At 72.5% G+C, this 16,368-nt stretch carries 19 protein-coding genes; 9 read left to right on the forward strand and 10 right to left on the reverse strand.

What is annotated here, in order from left to right; all coding sequences use genetic code 11:
- Nucleotides 1-2: 2 nt before the first annotated feature.
- On the reverse strand, nucleotides 3-857 hold the full coding sequence (locus ACIBG4_RS38410; protein ID WP_397207015.1) for a LysR family transcriptional regulator: 855 nt from the start codon (nucleotides 855-857) through the stop codon (nucleotides 3-5).
- Between the two features lie 70 nt (nucleotides 858-927).
- Here ACIBG4_RS38410 and ACIBG4_RS38415 point away from each other — a divergent pair, with 70 nt between their 5' ends.
- From ACIBG4_RS38415 to ACIBG4_RS38430, 4 genes are all read left to right on the forward strand, one after another.
- On the forward strand, nucleotides 928-1,668 hold the full coding sequence (locus tag ACIBG4_RS38415) for a hypothetical protein (protein ID WP_397207017.1): 741 nt from the start codon (nucleotides 928-930) through the stop codon (nucleotides 1,666-1,668).
- 180 nt (nucleotides 1,669-1,848) lie between these two features.
- Nucleotides 1,849-2,841: a zinc-binding dehydrogenase gene (locus ACIBG4_RS38420; RefSeq protein ID WP_397207019.1), complete on the forward strand. Its 993-nt coding sequence runs from the start codon at nucleotides 1,849-1,851 to the stop codon at nucleotides 2,839-2,841.
- 71 nt (nucleotides 2,842-2,912) lie between these two features.
- Nucleotides 2,913-3,254 carry an EthD family reductase gene (locus tag ACIBG4_RS38425; RefSeq protein WP_397207021.1) on the forward strand — a complete coding sequence of 114 codons (342 nt, stop codon included), beginning with the start codon at nucleotides 2,913-2,915 and terminating at the stop codon, nucleotides 3,252-3,254.
- A gap of 47 nt (nucleotides 3,255-3,301) precedes the next feature.
- A complete protein-coding gene (locus ACIBG4_RS38430) occupies nucleotides 3,302-4,297 on the forward strand; it encodes an RNA polymerase subunit sigma-70 (protein WP_397207023.1) in 996 nt (331 codons plus the stop codon).
- Between the two features lie 58 nt (nucleotides 4,298-4,355).
- On the opposite strand, the gene ACIBG4_RS38435 is transcribed toward ACIBG4_RS38430, so the two are convergent.
- Both ACIBG4_RS38435 and ACIBG4_RS38440 read right to left on the reverse strand, forming a co-directional pair.
- Nucleotides 4,356-4,967, reverse strand: coding sequence for a TetR/AcrR family transcriptional regulator (locus ACIBG4_RS38435; protein ID WP_397207025.1), 612 nt, complete (start codon nucleotides 4,965-4,967; stop codon nucleotides 4,356-4,358).
- 91 nt (nucleotides 4,968-5,058) lie between these two features.
- Complete coding sequence (locus ACIBG4_RS38440) at nucleotides 5,059-7,908, reverse strand: ATP-binding protein (protein ID WP_397207027.1); 2,850 nt, start codon at nucleotides 7,906-7,908, stop codon at nucleotides 5,059-5,061.
- A gap of 191 nt (nucleotides 7,909-8,099) precedes the next feature.
- Here ACIBG4_RS38440 and ACIBG4_RS38445 point away from each other — a divergent pair, with 191 nt between their 5' ends.
- Both ACIBG4_RS38445 and ACIBG4_RS38450 read left to right on the forward strand, forming a co-directional pair.
- Nucleotides 8,100-8,456 carry a VOC family protein gene (locus ACIBG4_RS38445; RefSeq protein WP_397207029.1) on the forward strand — a complete coding sequence of 119 codons (357 nt, stop codon included), beginning with the start codon at nucleotides 8,100-8,102 and terminating at the stop codon, nucleotides 8,454-8,456.
- A gap of 101 nt (nucleotides 8,457-8,557) precedes the next feature.
- Nucleotides 8,558-9,133 (forward strand): DoxX family protein, encoded by a 576-nt coding sequence (locus ACIBG4_RS38450; RefSeq protein ID WP_397207031.1) that lies wholly within the window; start codon nucleotides 8,558-8,560, stop codon nucleotides 9,131-9,133.
- 119 nt (nucleotides 9,134-9,252) lie between these two features.
- Here the strand turns inward: ACIBG4_RS38450 and ACIBG4_RS38455 are convergent, their stop codons facing one another.
- Nucleotides 9,253-9,963 carry a TetR/AcrR family transcriptional regulator gene (locus ACIBG4_RS38455; RefSeq protein WP_397207033.1) on the reverse strand — a complete coding sequence of 237 codons (711 nt, stop codon included), beginning with the start codon at nucleotides 9,961-9,963 and terminating at the stop codon, nucleotides 9,253-9,255.
- Between the two features lie 92 nt (nucleotides 9,964-10,055).
- On the opposite strand from ACIBG4_RS38455, the gene ACIBG4_RS38460 reads away from it, so the two are divergent.
- Together ACIBG4_RS38460 and ACIBG4_RS38465 are read left to right on the forward strand one after the other, a co-directional pair.
- Nucleotides 10,056-10,757, forward strand: coding sequence for an NAD(P)-dependent oxidoreductase (locus ACIBG4_RS38460; RefSeq protein ID WP_397207035.1), 702 nt, complete (start codon nucleotides 10,056-10,058; stop codon nucleotides 10,755-10,757).
- A gap of 36 nt (nucleotides 10,758-10,793) precedes the next feature.
- Nucleotides 10,794-11,156: a nuclear transport factor 2 family protein gene (locus tag ACIBG4_RS38465; RefSeq protein WP_397207037.1), complete on the forward strand. Its 363-nt coding sequence runs from the start codon at nucleotides 10,794-10,796 to the stop codon at nucleotides 11,154-11,156.
- Between the two features lie 134 nt (nucleotides 11,157-11,290).
- Here the strand turns inward: ACIBG4_RS38465 and ACIBG4_RS38470 are convergent, their stop codons facing one another.
- The 6 genes from ACIBG4_RS38470 to ACIBG4_RS38495 all read right to left on the reverse strand — a co-directional run bounded on the left by ACIBG4_RS38470 (nucleotide 11,291) and on the right by ACIBG4_RS38495 (nucleotide 15,332).
- Nucleotides 11,291-11,749, reverse strand: a complete 459-nt coding sequence (locus ACIBG4_RS38470; protein WP_397207039.1) for a hypothetical protein — start codon at nucleotides 11,747-11,749, stop codon at nucleotides 11,291-11,293.
- Nucleotides 11,750-11,878: 129 nt separating this feature from the next.
- Entirely contained in the window at nucleotides 11,879-12,172 is a 294-nt protein-coding gene (locus ACIBG4_RS38475; protein ID WP_310711496.1) for a DUF6204 family protein, read from the reverse strand.
- The gene (locus ACIBG4_RS38480) at nucleotides 12,160-12,831 is read right to left on the reverse strand and encodes a TetR/AcrR family transcriptional regulator (protein WP_397207041.1); all 672 of its coding nucleotides are present in this window, start codon (nucleotides 12,829-12,831) and stop codon (nucleotides 12,160-12,162) included. Before ACIBG4_RS38480 ends, ACIBG4_RS38475 begins: the two co-directional genes overlap by 13 nt.
- Nucleotides 12,832-12,898: 67 nt before the next feature.
- Nucleotides 12,899-13,414: a DinB family protein gene (locus ACIBG4_RS38485; protein ID WP_397207043.1), complete on the reverse strand. Its 516-nt coding sequence runs from the start codon at nucleotides 13,412-13,414 to the stop codon at nucleotides 12,899-12,901.
- 10 nt (nucleotides 13,415-13,424) lie between these two features.
- On the reverse strand, nucleotides 13,425-13,913 hold the full coding sequence (locus ACIBG4_RS38490; RefSeq protein ID WP_397207045.1) for a hypothetical protein: 489 nt from the start codon (nucleotides 13,911-13,913) through the stop codon (nucleotides 13,425-13,427).
- Nucleotides 13,914-14,453: 540 nt separating this feature from the next.
- Nucleotides 14,454-15,332 (reverse strand): hypothetical protein, encoded by an 879-nt coding sequence (locus ACIBG4_RS38495; protein WP_397207047.1) that lies wholly within the window; start codon nucleotides 15,330-15,332, stop codon nucleotides 14,454-14,456.
- A gap of 335 nt (nucleotides 15,333-15,667) precedes the next feature.
- On the opposite strand from ACIBG4_RS38495, the gene ACIBG4_RS38500 reads away from it, so the two are divergent.
- Complete coding sequence (locus ACIBG4_RS38500) at nucleotides 15,668-16,234, forward strand: GNAT family N-acetyltransferase (RefSeq protein WP_397207049.1); 567 nt, start codon at nucleotides 15,668-15,670, stop codon at nucleotides 16,232-16,234.
- Nucleotides 16,235-16,368: the final 134 nt, after the last annotated feature.

Raw genomic sequence — 16,368 nt, forward strand, 5'->3', positions numbered from 1 at the left:
CCTCAGGGGGACAGGGCGGCCGCCAGGCGGGCCGCCGGTCCCGGCGGCAGGGCCGGGTGCAGCAGCTCCACCCGGTGCACCAGCCGGGGGGCCGCCAGCGGCACGCCCGGCCCCGCCGAGGCGGGCAGCAGCGTCAGGCCGTGCCCGGCGGCCACCAGGTTGCGCACGGTCTGCACGTCGTCGCCCCGGTAGTCCAGCCCAGCCCGGAAACCGTCGCCCACCAGATCCCGTAGCCGCCGCAGCGGGCACAACGGCGTGGCCAGCCAGCGGGCGTCGATCAGGTCGGCCAGCCGCAGCCCCGCCCGTCCCGCCAGCGGATGGCCGGGCGGCAGCGCCACCACCAGCTCCTCATCCGACACCCCGACCGTGGTCATGGGGCCCGCCTCCGGAAGGCGCAGCGGGTCGTTGGGTGCGGTGATGCCGTCGGTGAGCCCCAGATCGGCCTCGCCCGCCGCGACCTGGGCCGCCACCTGCTCGCGGCCCACGGTGCGCAGCCGCACCCGCAGGCGCGGCTGCTCGGCGCGGGCCCGCGCCAGCCGCGCGGCCAGCACCGGGTTGAGGGCCAGCGGCGCCACGGCCAGGGTGAGCCGGTGGGCGGGCAGCGCGGCGGTGCGCAGCACGTCGGCGCGGGCGGCGCGCAGGCGCAGCAGCAGCGGGCCGGCGTGCTCCAGCAGCCGCGCGCCCGCCTCGGTCGGCTCGACGGGGCGGCGCCGCAGCAGGGGCAGCCCCAGATCGGCCTCCAGGGCGGCGATCTGCTGGGAGACGGCGGACTGGGTGTAGCCGAGGCGTTCGGCGGCGGCGGAGAAGGAGCCGGCCTCGGCCACGGCCACGAACGTGCGCAACAGATGAGGGTCCATCAGTGATGCTTATAGCAGGTGCAGACATCATCGTTGGCGCTGCAGCAGGTCGGCGGGCCACGATGACGGCATGAGAATCGCCCTGGTCGGTGACCGCTCCCCCGGTGTCCGCGCCCACACCCGCGTCCCGCTGCTGCTGGAGGCGCTGCGCGAACGCGACGGCGTCGCGCTGGACGCCTACTGGATTCCCACGCCCGACGCCCGTGACCTGGAGGCCTTCGACGGCATCTGGGTCGTGCCCGGCAGCCCGTACCTCAGCGAGGAGGGGGCCGTGGGCGCGGCGCGCACCGCCCGCGAGCACGGCATCCCCTTCCTGGGGACGTGCGGCGGGTTCCAGCACATGCTGCTGGAGTACGCGCGCGGCGTGTGCGGGCTGCGGGTGGCCCACGCCGAGAACACCCCGGCCGCCGCCGCGGACGAGGAGGATGTGCTGATCATGCCGCTGCGGTGCTCGCTGGCCGGGCACGAGGGCGTGGTGCGGCTGGCGCCGGGCTCGCTGATCGAGCAGATCATGGGCGCGTCCACGACCGTCGAGGCCTACAGCTGCTCCTACGGGCTCAGCGAGCGCTACGAGCGCGTGCTGAGTGAGCACGGGCTGGTCTTCTCCGGCCACGCCGGCGACGGCGACCGGGGCGGGGACGGGCCCAACGGGATGGCGCGGGTCGCCGAGCTGCCCGGGCATCCCTTCTTCCTGGGCACGCTGTTCCAGCCAGAGCTGGCCGGCGACGGGCGGCGCCCGCACCCGGTGATCTCCGCGTTCGCGGCGGCCGTCGCGGCCCGCGCCGCCTCGCCGGCCGCCGCGCGGCGGTAGCCGGCGGCGGGGCGGGCCGGGGGCGGTTGTCCTTGCTGTCCGGCCACAGCGTGCCGGACTTCTCGCGCGGTGATGCCGATTCCTTTTGTGGTGGCCGCGGTCTACATGGTGGGAGGCGCGGCCCGCGTGACGGGCCGGTCGGTCTCCCTCATGTACGCCGAGAAAGAAGGCTGATCGCCGATGAGCATTCCCGCGACCATGCGCGCGCTGCAGCAGACTTCCCTCAACGGCCCGCAGGACATGCGCCTGATCACCGGCGCGCCGGTGCCGAGTCCTGGCCGGGGCGAGGTCCTGATCCGCGTCGCCGCCGCCGGGGTCAACTTCGCCGACATCTCCAAGGCCCGCGGCACCTTCCTGGACGGGCCGCGGCCACCGTACCTGGCGGGTTTCGAGGCCGCCGGTGAGGTCGTCGCGGTGGGCGAGGCGGTGACCGGCCCGCAACCAGGGGCGCGCGTCGCCGGCGTCGGAACCGGCGCTTTCGCCGAGTACATGGTGCTGCCCGCGGCTGCGGCGGTACCGGTGCCCGCGGGCTGGACGGAGCAGCAGGCGCTGGGTCTGGTCGTGAACTGGCCCACCGCGCTGGCCGCGCTCAAGCCTCTGGGCGGCATCGCTGCCGGGCAGGTTGTGCTGATCCACGCCGCGGCGGGCGCGACGGGCCAGGCCGCGGTGAGAATGGCCAAGCACTACGGTGCGACGGTCATCGCCACCGCCTCGCCGGGCAAGCACGAGACGGTGCTGGCGCTGGGAGCCGACCACGTCCTGGACTCTGTCGGCGCTGACCTCGCCGCCGAGGTGAAGGAGCTGACCGGCGGGTCCGGCGTCGATGTGGTTCTGGAGTCGGCCGGTGGCGCCAGCTTCGCCGCCGGCCTGGCCGCGGCCAAGCGGGTCACCGGCCGGGTCATCGTCTACGGCGTGGCAGGCGGCGAAGCCCCGATCACCAACTGGGAGCTGGTGTACAAGCACCAGATCCACCTCATCGGCCTCAACATCGGCGTGCTGATCCAGGACGCGCCGCAGATCTTCGGCGAGCTGATGGGTGAGTTGTCCGCGCTGATCGCGGCCGGCGTGCTCGCCCCCGGCATGCCGGCCGTGTACGAGCTGGCCGACGGCCCGAAAGCGCTGGCGGAGCTGGAGGCCAGGGCCACCGTCGGCAAACTCGCCCTGCTGCCCTAGACAAGTCCACCAGGAGGTCAGAGCCGGTGGCGCCGTACACCGGAGGTATCCCATGACAGGAGTGGAAACAGATGAGCGCAACCGTGGACCCGGCCGCTGAGCAGAGGGCGCGCTTCGTCGTGATGTACGACACCCCGTGCGACGTCGACGCGTTCGAACGTCACTACGGCGAGGTCCACATCCCGCTGGCGAAACAGTATCCGGGCCTGCGTCGTTACACCCGCAGTCACCGCCCGGCGGCCGTGATCGGCGAGCCGTGCTACATGGTCGTGATGCTGGACTGGGACGACATGGCTGCGCTGGAAGCCGCGCTCGGGTCCGAGGCCGGCCGGCGCACCGCCGAGGACGCGGCGGCGAACCTGGCCCGCTACGCGACCTTCCGCGCGATGATCCTGCAGCTGGACGAGGTCTGATCGCACGTGAATCACACCCCTGGGCGCTGCGGCACTAGGCTCCCGGCGTGACATCGGATCGGCCCGCGGCACCGGATCAGGACCGGTTCACCGCCGAGACGGAGCGGTTCCGCCGGGAGCTGCTGGCGCACTGCTACCGGATGGTCGGCTCGGCGCACGAAGCCGAGGACTTGGTGCAGGAGAGCTATCTGCGGGCGTGGCGGTCCTACTCCGGCTTCGAGGGCCGGGCGTCGATGCGGTCCTGGCTCTACAAGATCGCCACGAACGTCTGCCTGACGGCGTTGAAGCCGCGCCCGGTCCGGGTGCTGCCCTCGGGTCTGGCAGGCCCGTACGAGGGACCCGATCGCCCGCCGAGTCCCGTTGCGGCGGGCGAGGTGTCGTGGCTGGAACCGCTGCCGGAGGCGTGGATCGCCCCGCCCGCCGACGATCCGGCTGCGGTGGTGGTCCAGCGCGAGTCGCTGCGGCTGGCGCTCATCGCCGGCCTGCAGCATCTGCCCTCCCGCCAGCGTGCGATCCTCATCCTGCGGGAGGTGCTGGCGTTCTCGACGGCCGAGACCGCGGAGATCCTCGGCACCACGACGGCGGCGGTCAAGAGCGGTCTGCAGCGCGCCCGTGCCCGGCTGGACGAACGGGAGCCCGGACCCGAGGAGCTGCTCGAACCAGCCGACCACCGGGCACGCGCGCTGCTCGACGGCTACATCGCGGCCTTCGAGCGCTCCGATGCCGGCCTGCTGGAGGAGGTACTGCGCGCGGACGCCACGCTGGAGGCGACGCCGTTCCGCGAATGGCGGGCGGGCCGGGCGATGTGCATCCACCTGCTCGGCACGTACGTGTTGGGCACACCGGGCGACTGGCGGATGATCCCCACCGCAGCCAACGGCCAGCCCGCCGCCGTCGTGTACCACCGCGACGGGGACGGCGTGCTGCGAGCCGACGGCGTCGTGCTGCTGGCCCCCACCGCCACCGGCGTCTCCCGCGTGATCAAGTTCCACGATCCCGCGCTGGTCGCGACGTTCGGCTTTCCGGACGTGCTCGCGCACTGACCCGGCCACCGGCGGCGACGCCGTCGGTGGCCCGTCGACGGGTGCCCGCCTGTGCGCTTTACGCCGGTGTCAGGCGTACGCCGCCGAGGACGAGGGCGAGCAGCCGGTCGGCTTGAGCGGCGCCGTCGGGTTCGTCCTCGACGGTCAGGCAGATGGCGTTGACCAGCCTGAGCAGCTCGGTGATGGAGACGTCGGCGCGGACGGTGCCGGCCTGGCGGGCGCGGGTGAGCAACTCCTGACCGGCGTCCACGATCATCGTGTGGCAGGTGGCGCCGAGGACGGGATCGCCGTCGTGGGCGCCGTGCAGCAGTGAGGCGGCCAGCCCCCGGTTGGTGACGACGTGCGTGGCGACGGCGTGCAGCCAGCTGACCAGGGCCTGTCCCGGGTCGGGGTCGCCGGCCAGGTCGCGGGCGGCGGCGCACAGGGCGTCGACCTTGTCGCGGAAGAGCGCCTCCAGCAGCCGCTGCCGGGAGGGAAAGTGCCGGTGCAGGGTCGCCGAGCCGACGCCGGCGCGGCGGGCGATCTCCTCCAGGGACGCCTCGGCTCCGTGCTCGGCGACGGCCGAGGCGGCCGCGGCCACGATGCGGTCGTAATTGCGGCGGGCATCAGCGCGCCTGGGCCGGCCGGGCGGCGCCGGGCTGCGGCTGTCGTCAGGCTTGGTGGCGGGCATGTCGTCTCCGGCGCGCTGAAGGTAAACGGGGTGGCCCTCCGTATGGTACTCGTTCGTGGCGGTGAACCGGCGGGTGGCCTCGCACCGCCGGTCACGGCCGGGCTCGGTGCCGGGGCAGAGCCATGGGGGGCGGGGCCATCGGGGGCAGGGCCATCGTGGGCAGGGCCATCGGGGTGAGGCCGAGGCCGGCGAGCGCCGCCGCGCCGCGCTCGGCATGGGCTCCGCCGGCGAGCACCAGGGTCCGTGCGGACTGGTAGCGGCAGCCGGCGGCCTCGAAGGCCTCTGCCGTGGCGAGCAGCGCCTCCTGGTCGCCGTCGAGCAGGGCATGGGCTCGCTCCACGATGGCGGCGCAGACGGGGTTGCCGGCCACGACGGTCCGGGCCTCGGCCGCACGGTCGCGAGCGTCGGGGCTCGCGGCGAGCACCGCGGCCTCGGTGCGCAGCGCGACATACCAGTGGTGCCAGATCCAGGTGATCCACTTCCACACCTGTCCGGGCTCGGGGGCCGTGCGCTGCAGAGCCTGCGGTGCATGCCCGCGGTGCAGCAGGAGCATCGCATCGAAGACCGCCCCGTAGCCGTAGGCGCGCTGCGGTGGGGTGTCGAGCTGGTCCAGGATCTCCTGCCATTCGCCCAGGGCGTCCTGGTCGCCGCGGAGGCCGTGGATCATCGCCACCCCGGCCACCGCCGGGCGAAGCAGCGACCAGGCGGAGCTGTCCACCCGCCGCCAGGTGTCGAGGAAGCGGATGCTGCCGGTGAGCACCTCATCGACGTTGCCCGCCAGCGCGTCGACCATCAGCAGCCGGCAGGTGGCGCGGTCACCGGCCTCCGCCAGCGAGGGATGGTCGGCCAGTCGGCGGGCCCATCGGCGGGCGCCTGGAACGTCCCCGATGCCGAGATCGGCCTCGGCGACGATACCGAGCGCGTCGATCAGCTCGTGGGTGCCGGCCGGTGTGTTCGGCGGGGATGACAGGAGCGTGATGCGGCGCCGCGCCGTGGCTGCGGCGGCGAACGTGTCGCCGGCCCAGCTCTGAGCGCCGGTGAGCGCGTCGAGTGCGGCCGACCGGGCGATCGGGTCGCCGGTTCGGCGGGCCAGCTCGACCGCCCGCTCGGCGCGGGCGAGCGTCTGCGGTACGGCGTTGCCGGGCGGGCCCTGGGCGGCGCCGAACGCGTCGGTGAGCACCGCGGCCTCGGCCAGGGCGATGGCGGCCTGCGCGGCCGGATCGTCGCCGGCCTGCTCCCGCGCCTCGGTGATCAGCGCGAGGGCCTCCTCCGTGGGCGGGAGGCGCGCGAAGGTGGGCGAGAACCGGAATGCGATGGTGGCGGCGATCGCCAGGTCGGCGGCGGCGCCGGCGGTGTCGCCGGCCCTGCGGGCGGCGTCCGCGGCCGCGCGGCGCAGGCGGTACATGTCATCACCGATCGTCCGGCAGCCTGCGACGGCCGCGGCCTGCCGGAGCATCGCCGCGCAGGCGGTGGGGTCGGTCGCGAGCTCGGCCGCCTGCTCATAGTGCCGCTGGGACTCTCCGACGAGGTTACGGGTGAAGGTCAGCTCCGCCAGGTGGCGGGCGAGCTCGTGGGCGTCCGTGCGCTGCTGCGGCTGGTCGGCCGCCCACACCAGGGCCGCGCGCAGGTCGTCCGCCACCAGGTCGAACCGGGCACGCCAGTCCGGTTGTGTCACCGCCAGGGCGGCGGCCTTGGCCAGGCACCAGCGAAGGTGCCGGGATCGGGCGTCGGCCAGCTCGCCGGCCTCGGCGAGCCGCTCCGTCCCGTACTGGCGGATGGTCTCCAGCGCCCGGTACTCCGTACCGGCGGGGGACGCCGTCACCACCAGCAGGCTCTGTTCGGCGAGCCGGGCCAGTCCGTCGGCGACAAGGCCTTCCTCGCCCCGGGTGACCTCCGCCGCGGCCGCGGCGGTGAACGACGCCACGAACACCGACACCCGGCGCAGCAGCGCCCGGTCGGCCGGCTCCAGCAGGGCGTGGCTCCAGTTCAGCGCCGCCCGCACCGAACGGTGCCGCTCGTCGGCACGAGAGCCGCCGGTGAGCATCCGCAGCGGGTGGGACAGCGCGGCGGTGATGCCGTCCAGCCCCAGGGTGGGATACCGGGCCGCGGCCAGCTCGATCGCCAGCGCCATGCCGTCCAGCCGCTCACAGATCGAGACGATCTGCTCGCGCAGCGGCGGATCCAGCGGCCGGCCGACCGCCGCCGCCCGCTCCATGAACAACGCGACCGCGTCCGACTCACCCTCGACGGCCAGCGACAGCGGCGGAACCAGATACACCCGCTCGAACGGCACCATCAGCCGGGCCCTGCTGGTCGCCAGCACCGTCACCTGGGGGCACGTCGCCAGCAGCCGCTCCAGGAACAGCGCCACCCCGTCCACCACGTGCTCGCAGTTGTCCAGCACCAGCAGGGCGTGACGGTCGGCCAGCGCGGCCACCACGGACGCGGTCATGTCGCGGCCGGGCTGCTCGCCGAGGCCGAGCGCCCCGGCGACCGCGGTCGCGATCAGGTCCGGATCGCTGACCGGGACCAGGTCGACGAACCACACCCCGTCGGAGTACTCACCGGCTGCTTGCGTGGCCACCGCCAACGCGAGCCGGGTCTTGCCCACTCCGCCGGGACCGAGCGCGGTCACCTGGCGATGTGTCCTGATCTGCTCACTCAGTGCGGCCCGCTCGCTCACCCGGCCGATGAACGAGGTCAGCGGGCCCGGCAGCACCGGCGCCGCGTGAGGCCGGGCCGCGCCGGCCGGTTGGGGCGCGCGCTGGGCGAGCGCCCGCCGATCCGGCACCTCCAGCTTGCGCAGCAGCGAGGAGACGTGACTCTCCACCGTCCGTACCGAGATGCACAGCCGTGCCGCGATCTCGGCGTTGCTGAGGTGGGCTCCGACCAGCTCCAGCACCTCGGCTTCCCGAGGGGAGATCTCCACTTCTGTCACCACTGTGACAGTTTGCCGCATCCCTTCCGTCCTCCCCTCCGTGACGGCCCCGTACGCGATCCGTGTGGTGGCTCCGTGTGGTCGATCCGTGTGCGGTTCCGTGGTCGCCACGGATGTGGACCGGCCAGGCCGGAAGGAAGGCTGTGAACACGCACACAGCGGGTCGAGGGAGACCCACGACGACAGGAGCGACCATGACCGGCTCTTCCACCCAGGGCATCAAGACCGTGCTGCACCCCGTGTCCGACCTGGCGAAGGCCAAAGCGGTGTACGCGGCCGTGCTCGGTATCGCGCCACAGAGCGACTCCTCCTACTACGTCGGCTTCGACGCCGAGGGCCAGCACATCGGGCTGGTGCCGGGCGGTGGACCGCAGGGCATGACCTCGCCGGTGGCCTACTGGCACGTCGCCGACATCGAGGCGAAGCTGGCCGAGGTGACCGCCGCCGGGGCGACCGTGAAGGAGCCCCTGCACGACGTCGGCGGTGGCCGGCTGGTGGCCACCGTCACCGACCCCGACGGCAACGTCCTCGGACTGCTGCAGGACCGATGAACGCGGTGAGCTGACCCGCGCTCGGTGCCACCTGGCGGGCGCCGGCGGGGCCCGCCTCCCGCAAGCGACGGCCACCCACAGAAGAAAGGTAGTGACAGAACATGAACCGGCACGTCAGCGACAACCTGCTCAGTCTCCAGGACATCGAGCAGCAGCCCAGGAGACGCGGAATGAGGTTCACTCTCAACGGCGTCCTTTGGTCGCTGCAAGCGTTATGGGGTTTCTTCTTCGCCGGCAGCGGTTTCGGCAAGGTGCTGCTGTACGACGGAGCTCTGTACGCGGCGGCGCCCCGGGCCGTGGCCTGGTACGCCGCGGTGCCGCAGCCCCTGATCGTCTTCATCGGGATCTGCGAGGTACTGGGCGGCGTCGGCCTGATCCTGCCGGCGATGACGAAGGTCAGACCGATGCTGACGCCGCTCGCCGCCGCCGGCCTGACACTGACGATGATCCTCGCGGCCGGTTTTCATATCATCCGCGGCGAATACGCCTTGGTGCCGGCGAACCTCGTGCTGGGAGGCGTCGCGGCGTTCGTCATGGTCGGACGATGGAAGCTGAGGCCCGTCTCACCCGCGAACCTCACCAGCTCACGCGCACTCAGGTCGTTCGCGGTCGTTGGCGCAGTGGTCCTGCTGACCTTCGTTCCGACGTGGTACACGATGACCAACTCCCCCTTCTGATCCCTGCGTCTCCCCCGCCCGCCACCTCGCCCGGGGAGGCAGGTGCGGGTGTGCAGTGAACGCGTTGTTTCAGGCGCTGCTCGCCGGGCCGCGAAGGACTCCGGCAGTGCTGAGGGCTGTCATCTCTCGGACTCAATGCCCAGTGACCGGACGAGCTGGGTCAGTTCTTCTTGGAAGAGCTTGTCGGGGTTGATCGTCTGGGTGTGCAGGTGTCCGTAGATTTCCAGCGACACCAGACCGTGCAGGTGGCCCCAGATGCGCAGGGCAAGTGCCACGCCGGCCGGCGGCAGGTCGGGAAACGCAGGACGGACCTTGCCGAGAAGCCCGTCGTCGAAGTCGGACCACTCAAAGTCGCTGTGCGCGTAAAGATGTTCGGCGTGCGGCCAGGCGGCGTCCGCGAGGGCGGCGATGCCCGTGCAGACCCGATGCGCGGCGTCCGGGGCGGCGCCGCCCTCGGGTGCTTGGTAGCCGGGCACGGGGTCGCCATAGATGAGGCGAAATCCCTCGGGATTGGTCAGAGCCCAGCCCCGGAAGGCTCGCGCCCACGTCTGGATCCGGCCGGCTGGATCCGCAGCAACAGCTTCGGCCCATGCGGAATCCACGGCGTCGGCCAGCGCGGTGTACACCTCGTTGATCAGCATGGTGACCAGATCGTCGCGGGTGGCGAAGTAGCCGTAGATCGCGTTGGCGGTCATGCCCATGTCGCGAGCGATGGCCCGCAGCGTGATTGCGTCAGGTCCGCCCGTGGCCATCAGCTTGAGCGCGACCTGCTTGATCTCCGCTGTCGTCTCGGCCCGCAGCCGTTCGCGACGCCCTCCCGTGCTTCCCACAGCCATCACTCTACAGTGTCACTGGACTGGTTGCCGTATAAAAACTTCACGCCGTATAGTCTCCTCACGCCACACAGCGAACAGGGAGACCCATGCACATCGGAATCATCGGAGCCAGCGGCGGCATCGGAAGCCGTGTCGTCACCGAGGCCATCCTCCGAGGACATCAGGTCACAGCGCTCACCCGCGACGCCACCCGGATCAAGGAAGAGCGGCAGAACATCGTCTGGAAGACCGTCGACGTCCTCGACGCCGAGAGCATCGCCGCAGTCCTGCCTGGGCTGGACGTCCTGATCAGCGGATACCAGCCCGGCAACGCCGCCCAGGACTTCGACGACACCGTGTCCCGCTCGATCACCGACCCCACCGTCTACGCCACCGCCGCCCGGGCGCTGCTCAAGGCGCTGGAGGGACACCCCCGGACCCGGCTGATCGTGATCGGCGGCGCCGGCAGTCTGGAGATCGAGCCCGGCCTCACACGAGCAGACTCCGACGAGCTGCTGCACCAGAGCCTCGACCAGCTGGGACTGCCACGAGAGTACGCGGCCGCCGTGCGCGGGCACCGGGACGCCCTGAACGTCCTGCGCACGTCCAACCGGCTCTGGACCTACTTCAGCCCGGCGGAGGAGATCGCCCCCGGCCGGCGCACCGGCCGGTTCCGGATCGGTGGCGACCAGCCGGTCGTCGACGCCGACGGACGCAGCCGCATCTCCTCCGAGGACGCCGCCATCGCCCTCATCGACGAGGCGGAACTCCCTCGCTTCGTCCAGCGACGCTTCACCATCGGCTACTGAACCGCCGCCCCCTCGGCAGAAACCTAGGAGATCACCATGACTGACACCATCGACGACGTCGTCCACACCTATTTCGCAGCATGGAACGACCTGGATCGCGGCCACCGCAACGCCACCATCGAGGCGATCTTCACGGAGAACGCCACCGTCATCGACCCCGACTGGACGGCCGAAGGCCGCAACGACATCGCAGCCGCCATAGGCCATGCACGTGAGGAGAAACTCGGCAACCTCATGCTCACGGTGACCAAGGTGATCAGCACCCACCATGATCTGGCCCTGTTCTCCTGGCACCTCGTCCAGCCTGATGCCTCCACCGCGGCTCCTCTGGCCACCGGTTACGGAGTCATGAGCATGGAGGAAGGAAGGATAAACCGTGCCTACAACTTCTTCGGCTGAGTGCGGAAACGTATTGCCTGCGACCTGCTGCTGAACCTCGCCACAGCCGGCGCGGCGGACACACTGGGCCGCGCTGTCGCAACTGAGCGGTTACCTGGGGCGCTACTTCTGAACTCGTCGCACGAACGGGGCGTTCACATGTCGGCGGCGCCCTCGGCGACTCTGGCCGTCGCGGCGGCGTACTCCTCGGCGGTCATGCCGAGGCGAGGGTCGTGCCGGTGCAGGTCGTGCTGGTCGTCGGCCCAGCGCTGGTACTCCTGGCGGACGGTGCGCTCGTCGGAGTCGACGACGCCGGCGATCTGGGCCCAGGTGGCGCCGGCCAGCAGCGCGTGATGCACGTTGGCGGGATGGCGTACGGTGCGCGCGATGCACTCCGCCAGCGCCAGCAGCTCGATGTGCTCGGCCACGGTGAGCGGGGGCCGGTCCTCGGCGCCGTGCCGGGCGGGGTCATAGACGCCCCGGGCCACCAGCTCCGCCCGGGCGCGAGCCGACGCGTGCCTGGCGGCCAGCGTGTTGTAGCGCTCCAGCTGCTGACTGACCGGCATGTCGTAGCGAGCGTCGCGCCAGGTCGTGTGCTGCTCAGGGGTGGTCATGACGGCTTCTCCAAGGCGGGGACGGCTCACCACTCTAACGATCATCCAGGGTGCCGGGCATGACGTTCTCGATGCCGCGTGCAGGGCGGCGCCGGTGGCCGGCCCTGCACGCGGCACCGGAGGGGGCTGTCAGGCGGGACGGCGGCGGCGGATCTTGATGTCGCGCATGTCGGTCACGGCCGTGCGCAGCACCCGGTAGGCGTGGCCGTGCGCGTCCAGCGCCGCCAGGGCCCCGCGCGTCGCCTCCGCCTCGCCGTCGCCCTGTCCCGCCGGAACCTGGCAGCGGAAGGTGAACGCCGACAGGCTCTCGTCGAAGGTGAACGAGCCCGCCTCGGTGAAGGCCGCCCCGCCCGCCTCCCGCACCGCGGCCCGGCCCGCCTCGTCCAGCCCGTCGAACGCGCCGGAGATCGTCACCCTGAACATGTCCCGTCCTCTCCTGCGGCATCACCGCGTCGTACGGCATAGCCGAGCATCCGCTCGCCCAGCACCTCTTCGGCCGCGTCGAGCAGCCCCAGCACGGCCCGCGCGATGTCGTCGGGATCCTCGCCCGCGGCGGTACGCCCGCCGATCTCGGAGAACACCAGCGCGTGCAGGCAGCCCACATGCCAGGCCACCACGCGCGGCAGCGGATCCTCCGGCGCGGCCCCCGTCTCCTGCGCCAGGCACGCCGCCAGCTCATCGGTCATCTGCCGGCCCAGATCCTCCAGGCGCGCCGTCAGCGTCGGGGCGGCCCGCATCATCTCCAGCACGCGGCCGAAGCCCGCCGTCAGCCCCAGCCGCCGCTCCCGCCGGCGCACCTCCTCACGCAGGTGCTCCAGCACGGCCCGTACGGCCGGCTGACCCGGCGGGCGGGCCCGCACCATGTCGGCCAGCCGCTGCGGCGAGGCCTCCTCCGGCGGCAGGACCAGGTCCTCCTTGGCGCCGAAGTAGTTGTAGACGGTGTTGACCGACACCTCGGCCGCCTCCGCGACCTCGGCCATCGTCACGTGGTCGAACCCGCGCTCCACGAACAGAGCGGTGGCCACCTCGGAGATGCGCTGCCGCGTCTGCCGCTTCTTGCGTTCCCGCAGACCTTCTGCCATGCCCAGGAGAGTAACGGTCCCCAAGCATCAACTCCAAACCAATTTTGGAGTACGTTGCAGTTTTCGCCTAGTAGTAGCCGGTGCTGCCGTCCAGCAACTCCCGGATCACGTCGAGATGGCCGGCGTGGCGGCCCGTCTCCTCCACCATGTGGATCAGCATCCAGCGCAAGGACGCCGCCGCCGACCGGAAGTCCGGATGCCGGCCCACCTCGTCCAGGCCGTGCGCGGCGACGATCTCGTTGGAGACGGCGCACTGGTGCGCGTACTCCTCCAGCAGCCGCGCCAGCGGAACGCCCTCCACCCGCATGTCGGCGTCCTCGACCGTCTCGTCGAACGGCGGCCCCTGCGCGGGCTTGCCCAGGAACAGCACCTCGAACCAGGTGTACTCCACCCAGCGCAGGTGCGACACGACGCCGGCCATGGTCATCAGCGGCGAGCCCGGCAGCACCGGCCGGTGCGCGTCCTGTTCCGACAGGCCCTCGCACTTCCAGTGGACGATGGCGCGCTGCATGTCGAGCCAGCCGACGAGCTGGGTCCGCTCATCGGCGACGAAGGGCGGGCGAAGGCGGTCTGGAGACTTCATGGACGGGACGCTAGTTGAGCCGGCCCTGCTCGCGCACCGCGTTTTCCGCCCGGCGACCGGGCTCGGGCTGCTCCTCGGCGACGGCCTCGCGGATCCAGGCGGCCAGCGCCCGGCCCAGCAGCGAGCGGTGCCCCGCCGCCCCGGCCACCTCCTCACCCGCCAGCGCCAGCGTCACGGTCCGCGTCACCTGCGCGGCCACCACGCACGTGGTGGTGGCGACGCCGAGCACCACCCACAGGCTGTAACCCTGCGGCAGCAGCACCACCACGAACGTCACATACGTGACCAGCACGCCGACGAACACCACCGCCCACAGCGTGGCCTGCTCCCCCGGCGACCGTTCCTCGCGGCGCCGTCCCCCGGCCAGGGCGCGCCCCCGGCCCCGGCGCGCGGCGAACCTGCCGCGGCCCTCCCGCGCGGGCGGCTCCGGTGCGGATGGTCCCTGTACGGATCGTCCCTGTGCGGATCGTCCCTGTGCGGGCACGGTGGATGTGGCCATAACGCTGCCCTCCCGGCGTTCAGCTTTTCCCTCGACCGAGTCTTGCATCCCGCCCTGTCGCCCGCCACGAACCCGGATCGGCCCTTTCCCCGGAAATGCCGGCGGCGGGTGGCGACAATGCGCGGCTGGTCGTGAATTCCTTTCTCGTTTTCCGACGATTGACGCGGGATGCCGCGGAGGCTTTTCGCAGGGAAACGGCCGCCCTTCGGCGTCATGTCGTCATCCATGCCGCCGACCAGGGGATTTGCTGGATATCGCGGCATTTGTCCCGATGGTTAACCGGGCTGAAAGCCGCGAAGCGGCGTATGGCCGACGCTGCCCACCCGAACCCCGGCCACGCAGACGGGGCCGGACGGGGCGCGACAACGCCGGATTCGGGCACAGTGGGCGGCGGCGCATTCACCGGACACGTTCACGAGAATTCCGGACCGGCAATTCCCGGCGAATGGCCGCGTCATTCTCGCCGCGTCGTCCGGCGTGTCGCGTCGACCTTCCGACACCATTCTTCACTCTGTGTAGTCATGCAATGACGAGACGTGATTATCTGATCGTTTGCAGGTCGACATAGGCGTGGCAGGACTGCCACAGGAAACCGTCCCAGCTCATGTTCTCGTCGCACCACCGCCGCGCCTCCTGCTCCTTTGCGCCGTCCGGCCGTACGGGGAAGCCCGGCGCGGAGGGGCGGCCCCCGGTCGTCGCTCCGGGGGTTCGCCGGCGGCCGGTGCCGCCACGGGCGTGGCGCTCGCGCTCCCCCGCGGCCTCGCCCGTCCGGCGCGGCTGCGGGGCCGGCGACGGCTGCCGCTGCGGAGCGGGCGTCACCGCGCGTGCGGCCGGGGAGGGCCACCCCCGGGAGGGGGCGCGCCGGTCCGCGCGATCCCCGCCCCGGCCGGCGCGCCCGTCGTTGCCGAGAATCCGGTCGAGGTTCTCCCCGAGGCGCCGGTCGAGACCCCGGCCGAGATCCCGGTCATCGTGGGCCCGGCTGCGGGGGTGGTCGTGGGCGGAGCGGTGCGGGCGCTGATGCCGCCTGGCTCCCCGGCGGGCCATGGGCGTGCGCGCCCCGGCCGACGCCCCCTTCCGGCCGGTCGGCGTAGCCTCCCGCCCTGCCGTCGAGTCCTCCGAAGGAGCATGCGGCACGCCGGGCGTCACGGGCGCGGCCGTACCGCCGGACCCGTTCGCCTGCGCGGCGGCACCGGAGCCCCGCGCCTGCGCCTGCGGCGTGCCCGCCCCGGGAGGGCACAGCCCCAGCCACACCCCCAGCGCCACGGAGACGACCGTGACCGCCAGCGCCGCGACCGTCACCCGGTCCACGCCGCCCGGCGGCTCCGGCTCGTACACAGGGAAGGGCGGCACCGGCGTCGCCCGCCGGAACGCCGACGGAGGTCTGTCAGTGTCCTGCTCGTGATTCACCGGGTCGGCCACGTAAGGATCATATGAGTGACGTTGTGACTACGGTCCGTAGCTTTGCGTGGCCTTTGACCCGCGCGTCGCGCCCCCGGCCGGCGGCGTCCGGCGCCGTCACGGGCTTGCGGGGCGCCGAGGACGACGGCACTCGCGAACCCCGGGACGCCCACGGGCAGCCTGTTTGCGCGTGTCGCGGCGAGCTGTTAGCGTCGCCGCGGCGCGAGGAACGCGTGATCACCGGAGTGAGGGAGGTTGATGAATATGGCCGTCGCAGGCCCTCGTCAGCATGCCTTCATCCCGGCCCCGCGCGTCTAGAGCGCGGGCCGGTCGTCACCAACGACCAGGAGTGTCACATGTCTTCCTTCACCTCCGAGAACGCGCCCGCGAACACCCCCGGCGACCCTTCCGGGGCCGTCGCCGACCTGACCACCGACCGCCTGATCCTGCGGGCGTGGACTCCCGCCGAGGCCGACGCCGTCCGGCGGGGCGTCCGGCTCGACCACTGGGCCGGGGACTTCCCCGCCGAGGGCGACCAGGTGATCGCCGGTCTGTTCGACGCCAACCCGGCGTGGCTCGGCGCCCACGGTCACCGTCAGATCATCGAGCGCGACAGCGGCCTGGTGGTCGGATCGCTCGGCCTGTTCTGGCCGCCGGCCGACGGCCTCGTCGAGATCGGGTACGGGATCGTGGAGTCGCGGCGCGGGCGGGGCTACGCGCCCGAGGCCGTCCGGGCCCTGACCGCGTTCGCCTTCACCGCGCCGGGCGTCCACACGGTCCACGCCCACGTGGAGCCGTCCAACCCGCCCTCGATCCGGGTGCTGGAGAAGGCGGGCTACCAGCAGTGGGAGGGCCCGGCCCAGGGCAGCGCCGAGGACGGCGAGGTGCTGAGCTACCGCGCCGTGCCGCCGGCCGGCAGCTGATCGACCGGTCGGGGCGGGGCCGCCGGGCCCCCCCCCCCCCCCCCCCCCCCCCCCCCCCCCCCCCCCCCCCCCCCCCCCCCCCCCGCCGCCCCCCCCCCCCCCCCCGCCCCCCCCCCCCGGGGGGGGCGCCGCCC

Origin of the sequence: Nonomuraea sp. NPDC050383 (assembly GCF_044459125.1) — a bacterium.
Lineage (GTDB): Bacteria > Actinomycetota > Actinomycetes > Streptosporangiales > Streptosporangiaceae > Nonomuraea.

Excerpts from the sequence above, each read along its gene's own strand:
- ACIBG4_RS38410 (WP_397207015.1), bottom strand. The coding sequence starts at position 857 with ATGGACCCTCATCTGTTGCGCACGTTCGTGGCCGTGGCCGAGGCCGGC.
- ACIBG4_RS38415 (WP_397207017.1), top strand. The coding sequence starts at position 928 with ATGAGAATCGCCCTGGTCGGTGACCGCTCCCCCGGTGTCCGCGCCCAC.
- ACIBG4_RS38420 (WP_397207019.1), top strand. The coding sequence starts at position 1,849 with ATGAGCATTCCCGCGACCATGCGCGCGCTGCAGCAGACTTCCCTCAAC.
- ACIBG4_RS38425 (WP_397207021.1), top strand. The coding sequence starts at position 2,913 with ATGAGCGCAACCGTGGACCCGGCCGCTGAGCAGAGGGCGCGCTTCGTC.
- ACIBG4_RS38435 (WP_397207025.1), bottom strand. The coding sequence starts at position 4,967 with ATGCCCGCCACCAAGCCTGACGACAGCCGCAGCCCGGCGCCGCCCGGC.
- ACIBG4_RS38445 (WP_397207029.1), top strand. The coding sequence starts at position 8,100 with ATGACCGGCTCTTCCACCCAGGGCATCAAGACCGTGCTGCACCCCGTG.
- ACIBG4_RS38450 (WP_397207031.1), top strand. The coding sequence starts at position 8,558 with ATGAACCGGCACGTCAGCGACAACCTGCTCAGTCTCCAGGACATCGAG.
- ACIBG4_RS38460 (WP_397207035.1), top strand. The coding sequence starts at position 10,056 with ATGCACATCGGAATCATCGGAGCCAGCGGCGGCATCGGAAGCCGTGTC.
- ACIBG4_RS38465 (WP_397207037.1), top strand. The coding sequence starts at position 10,794 with ATGACTGACACCATCGACGACGTCGTCCACACCTATTTCGCAGCATGG.
- ACIBG4_RS38470 (WP_397207039.1), bottom strand. The coding sequence starts at position 11,749 with ATGACCACCCCTGAGCAGCACACGACCTGGCGCGACGCTCGCTACGAC.
- ACIBG4_RS38475 (WP_310711496.1), bottom strand. The coding sequence starts at position 12,172 with ATGTTCAGGGTGACGATCTCCGGCGCGTTCGACGGGCTGGACGAGGCG.
- ACIBG4_RS38480 (WP_397207041.1), bottom strand. The coding sequence starts at position 12,831 with ATGGCAGAAGGTCTGCGGGAACGCAAGAAGCGGCAGACGCGGCAGCGC.
- ACIBG4_RS38485 (WP_397207043.1), bottom strand. The coding sequence starts at position 13,414 with ATGAAGTCTCCAGACCGCCTTCGCCCGCCCTTCGTCGCCGATGAGCGG.
- ACIBG4_RS38490 (WP_397207045.1), bottom strand. The coding sequence starts at position 13,913 with ATGGCCACATCCACCGTGCCCGCACAGGGACGATCCGCACAGGGACGA.
- ACIBG4_RS38500 (WP_397207049.1), top strand. The coding sequence starts at position 15,668 with ATGTCTTCCTTCACCTCCGAGAACGCGCCCGCGAACACCCCCGGCGAC.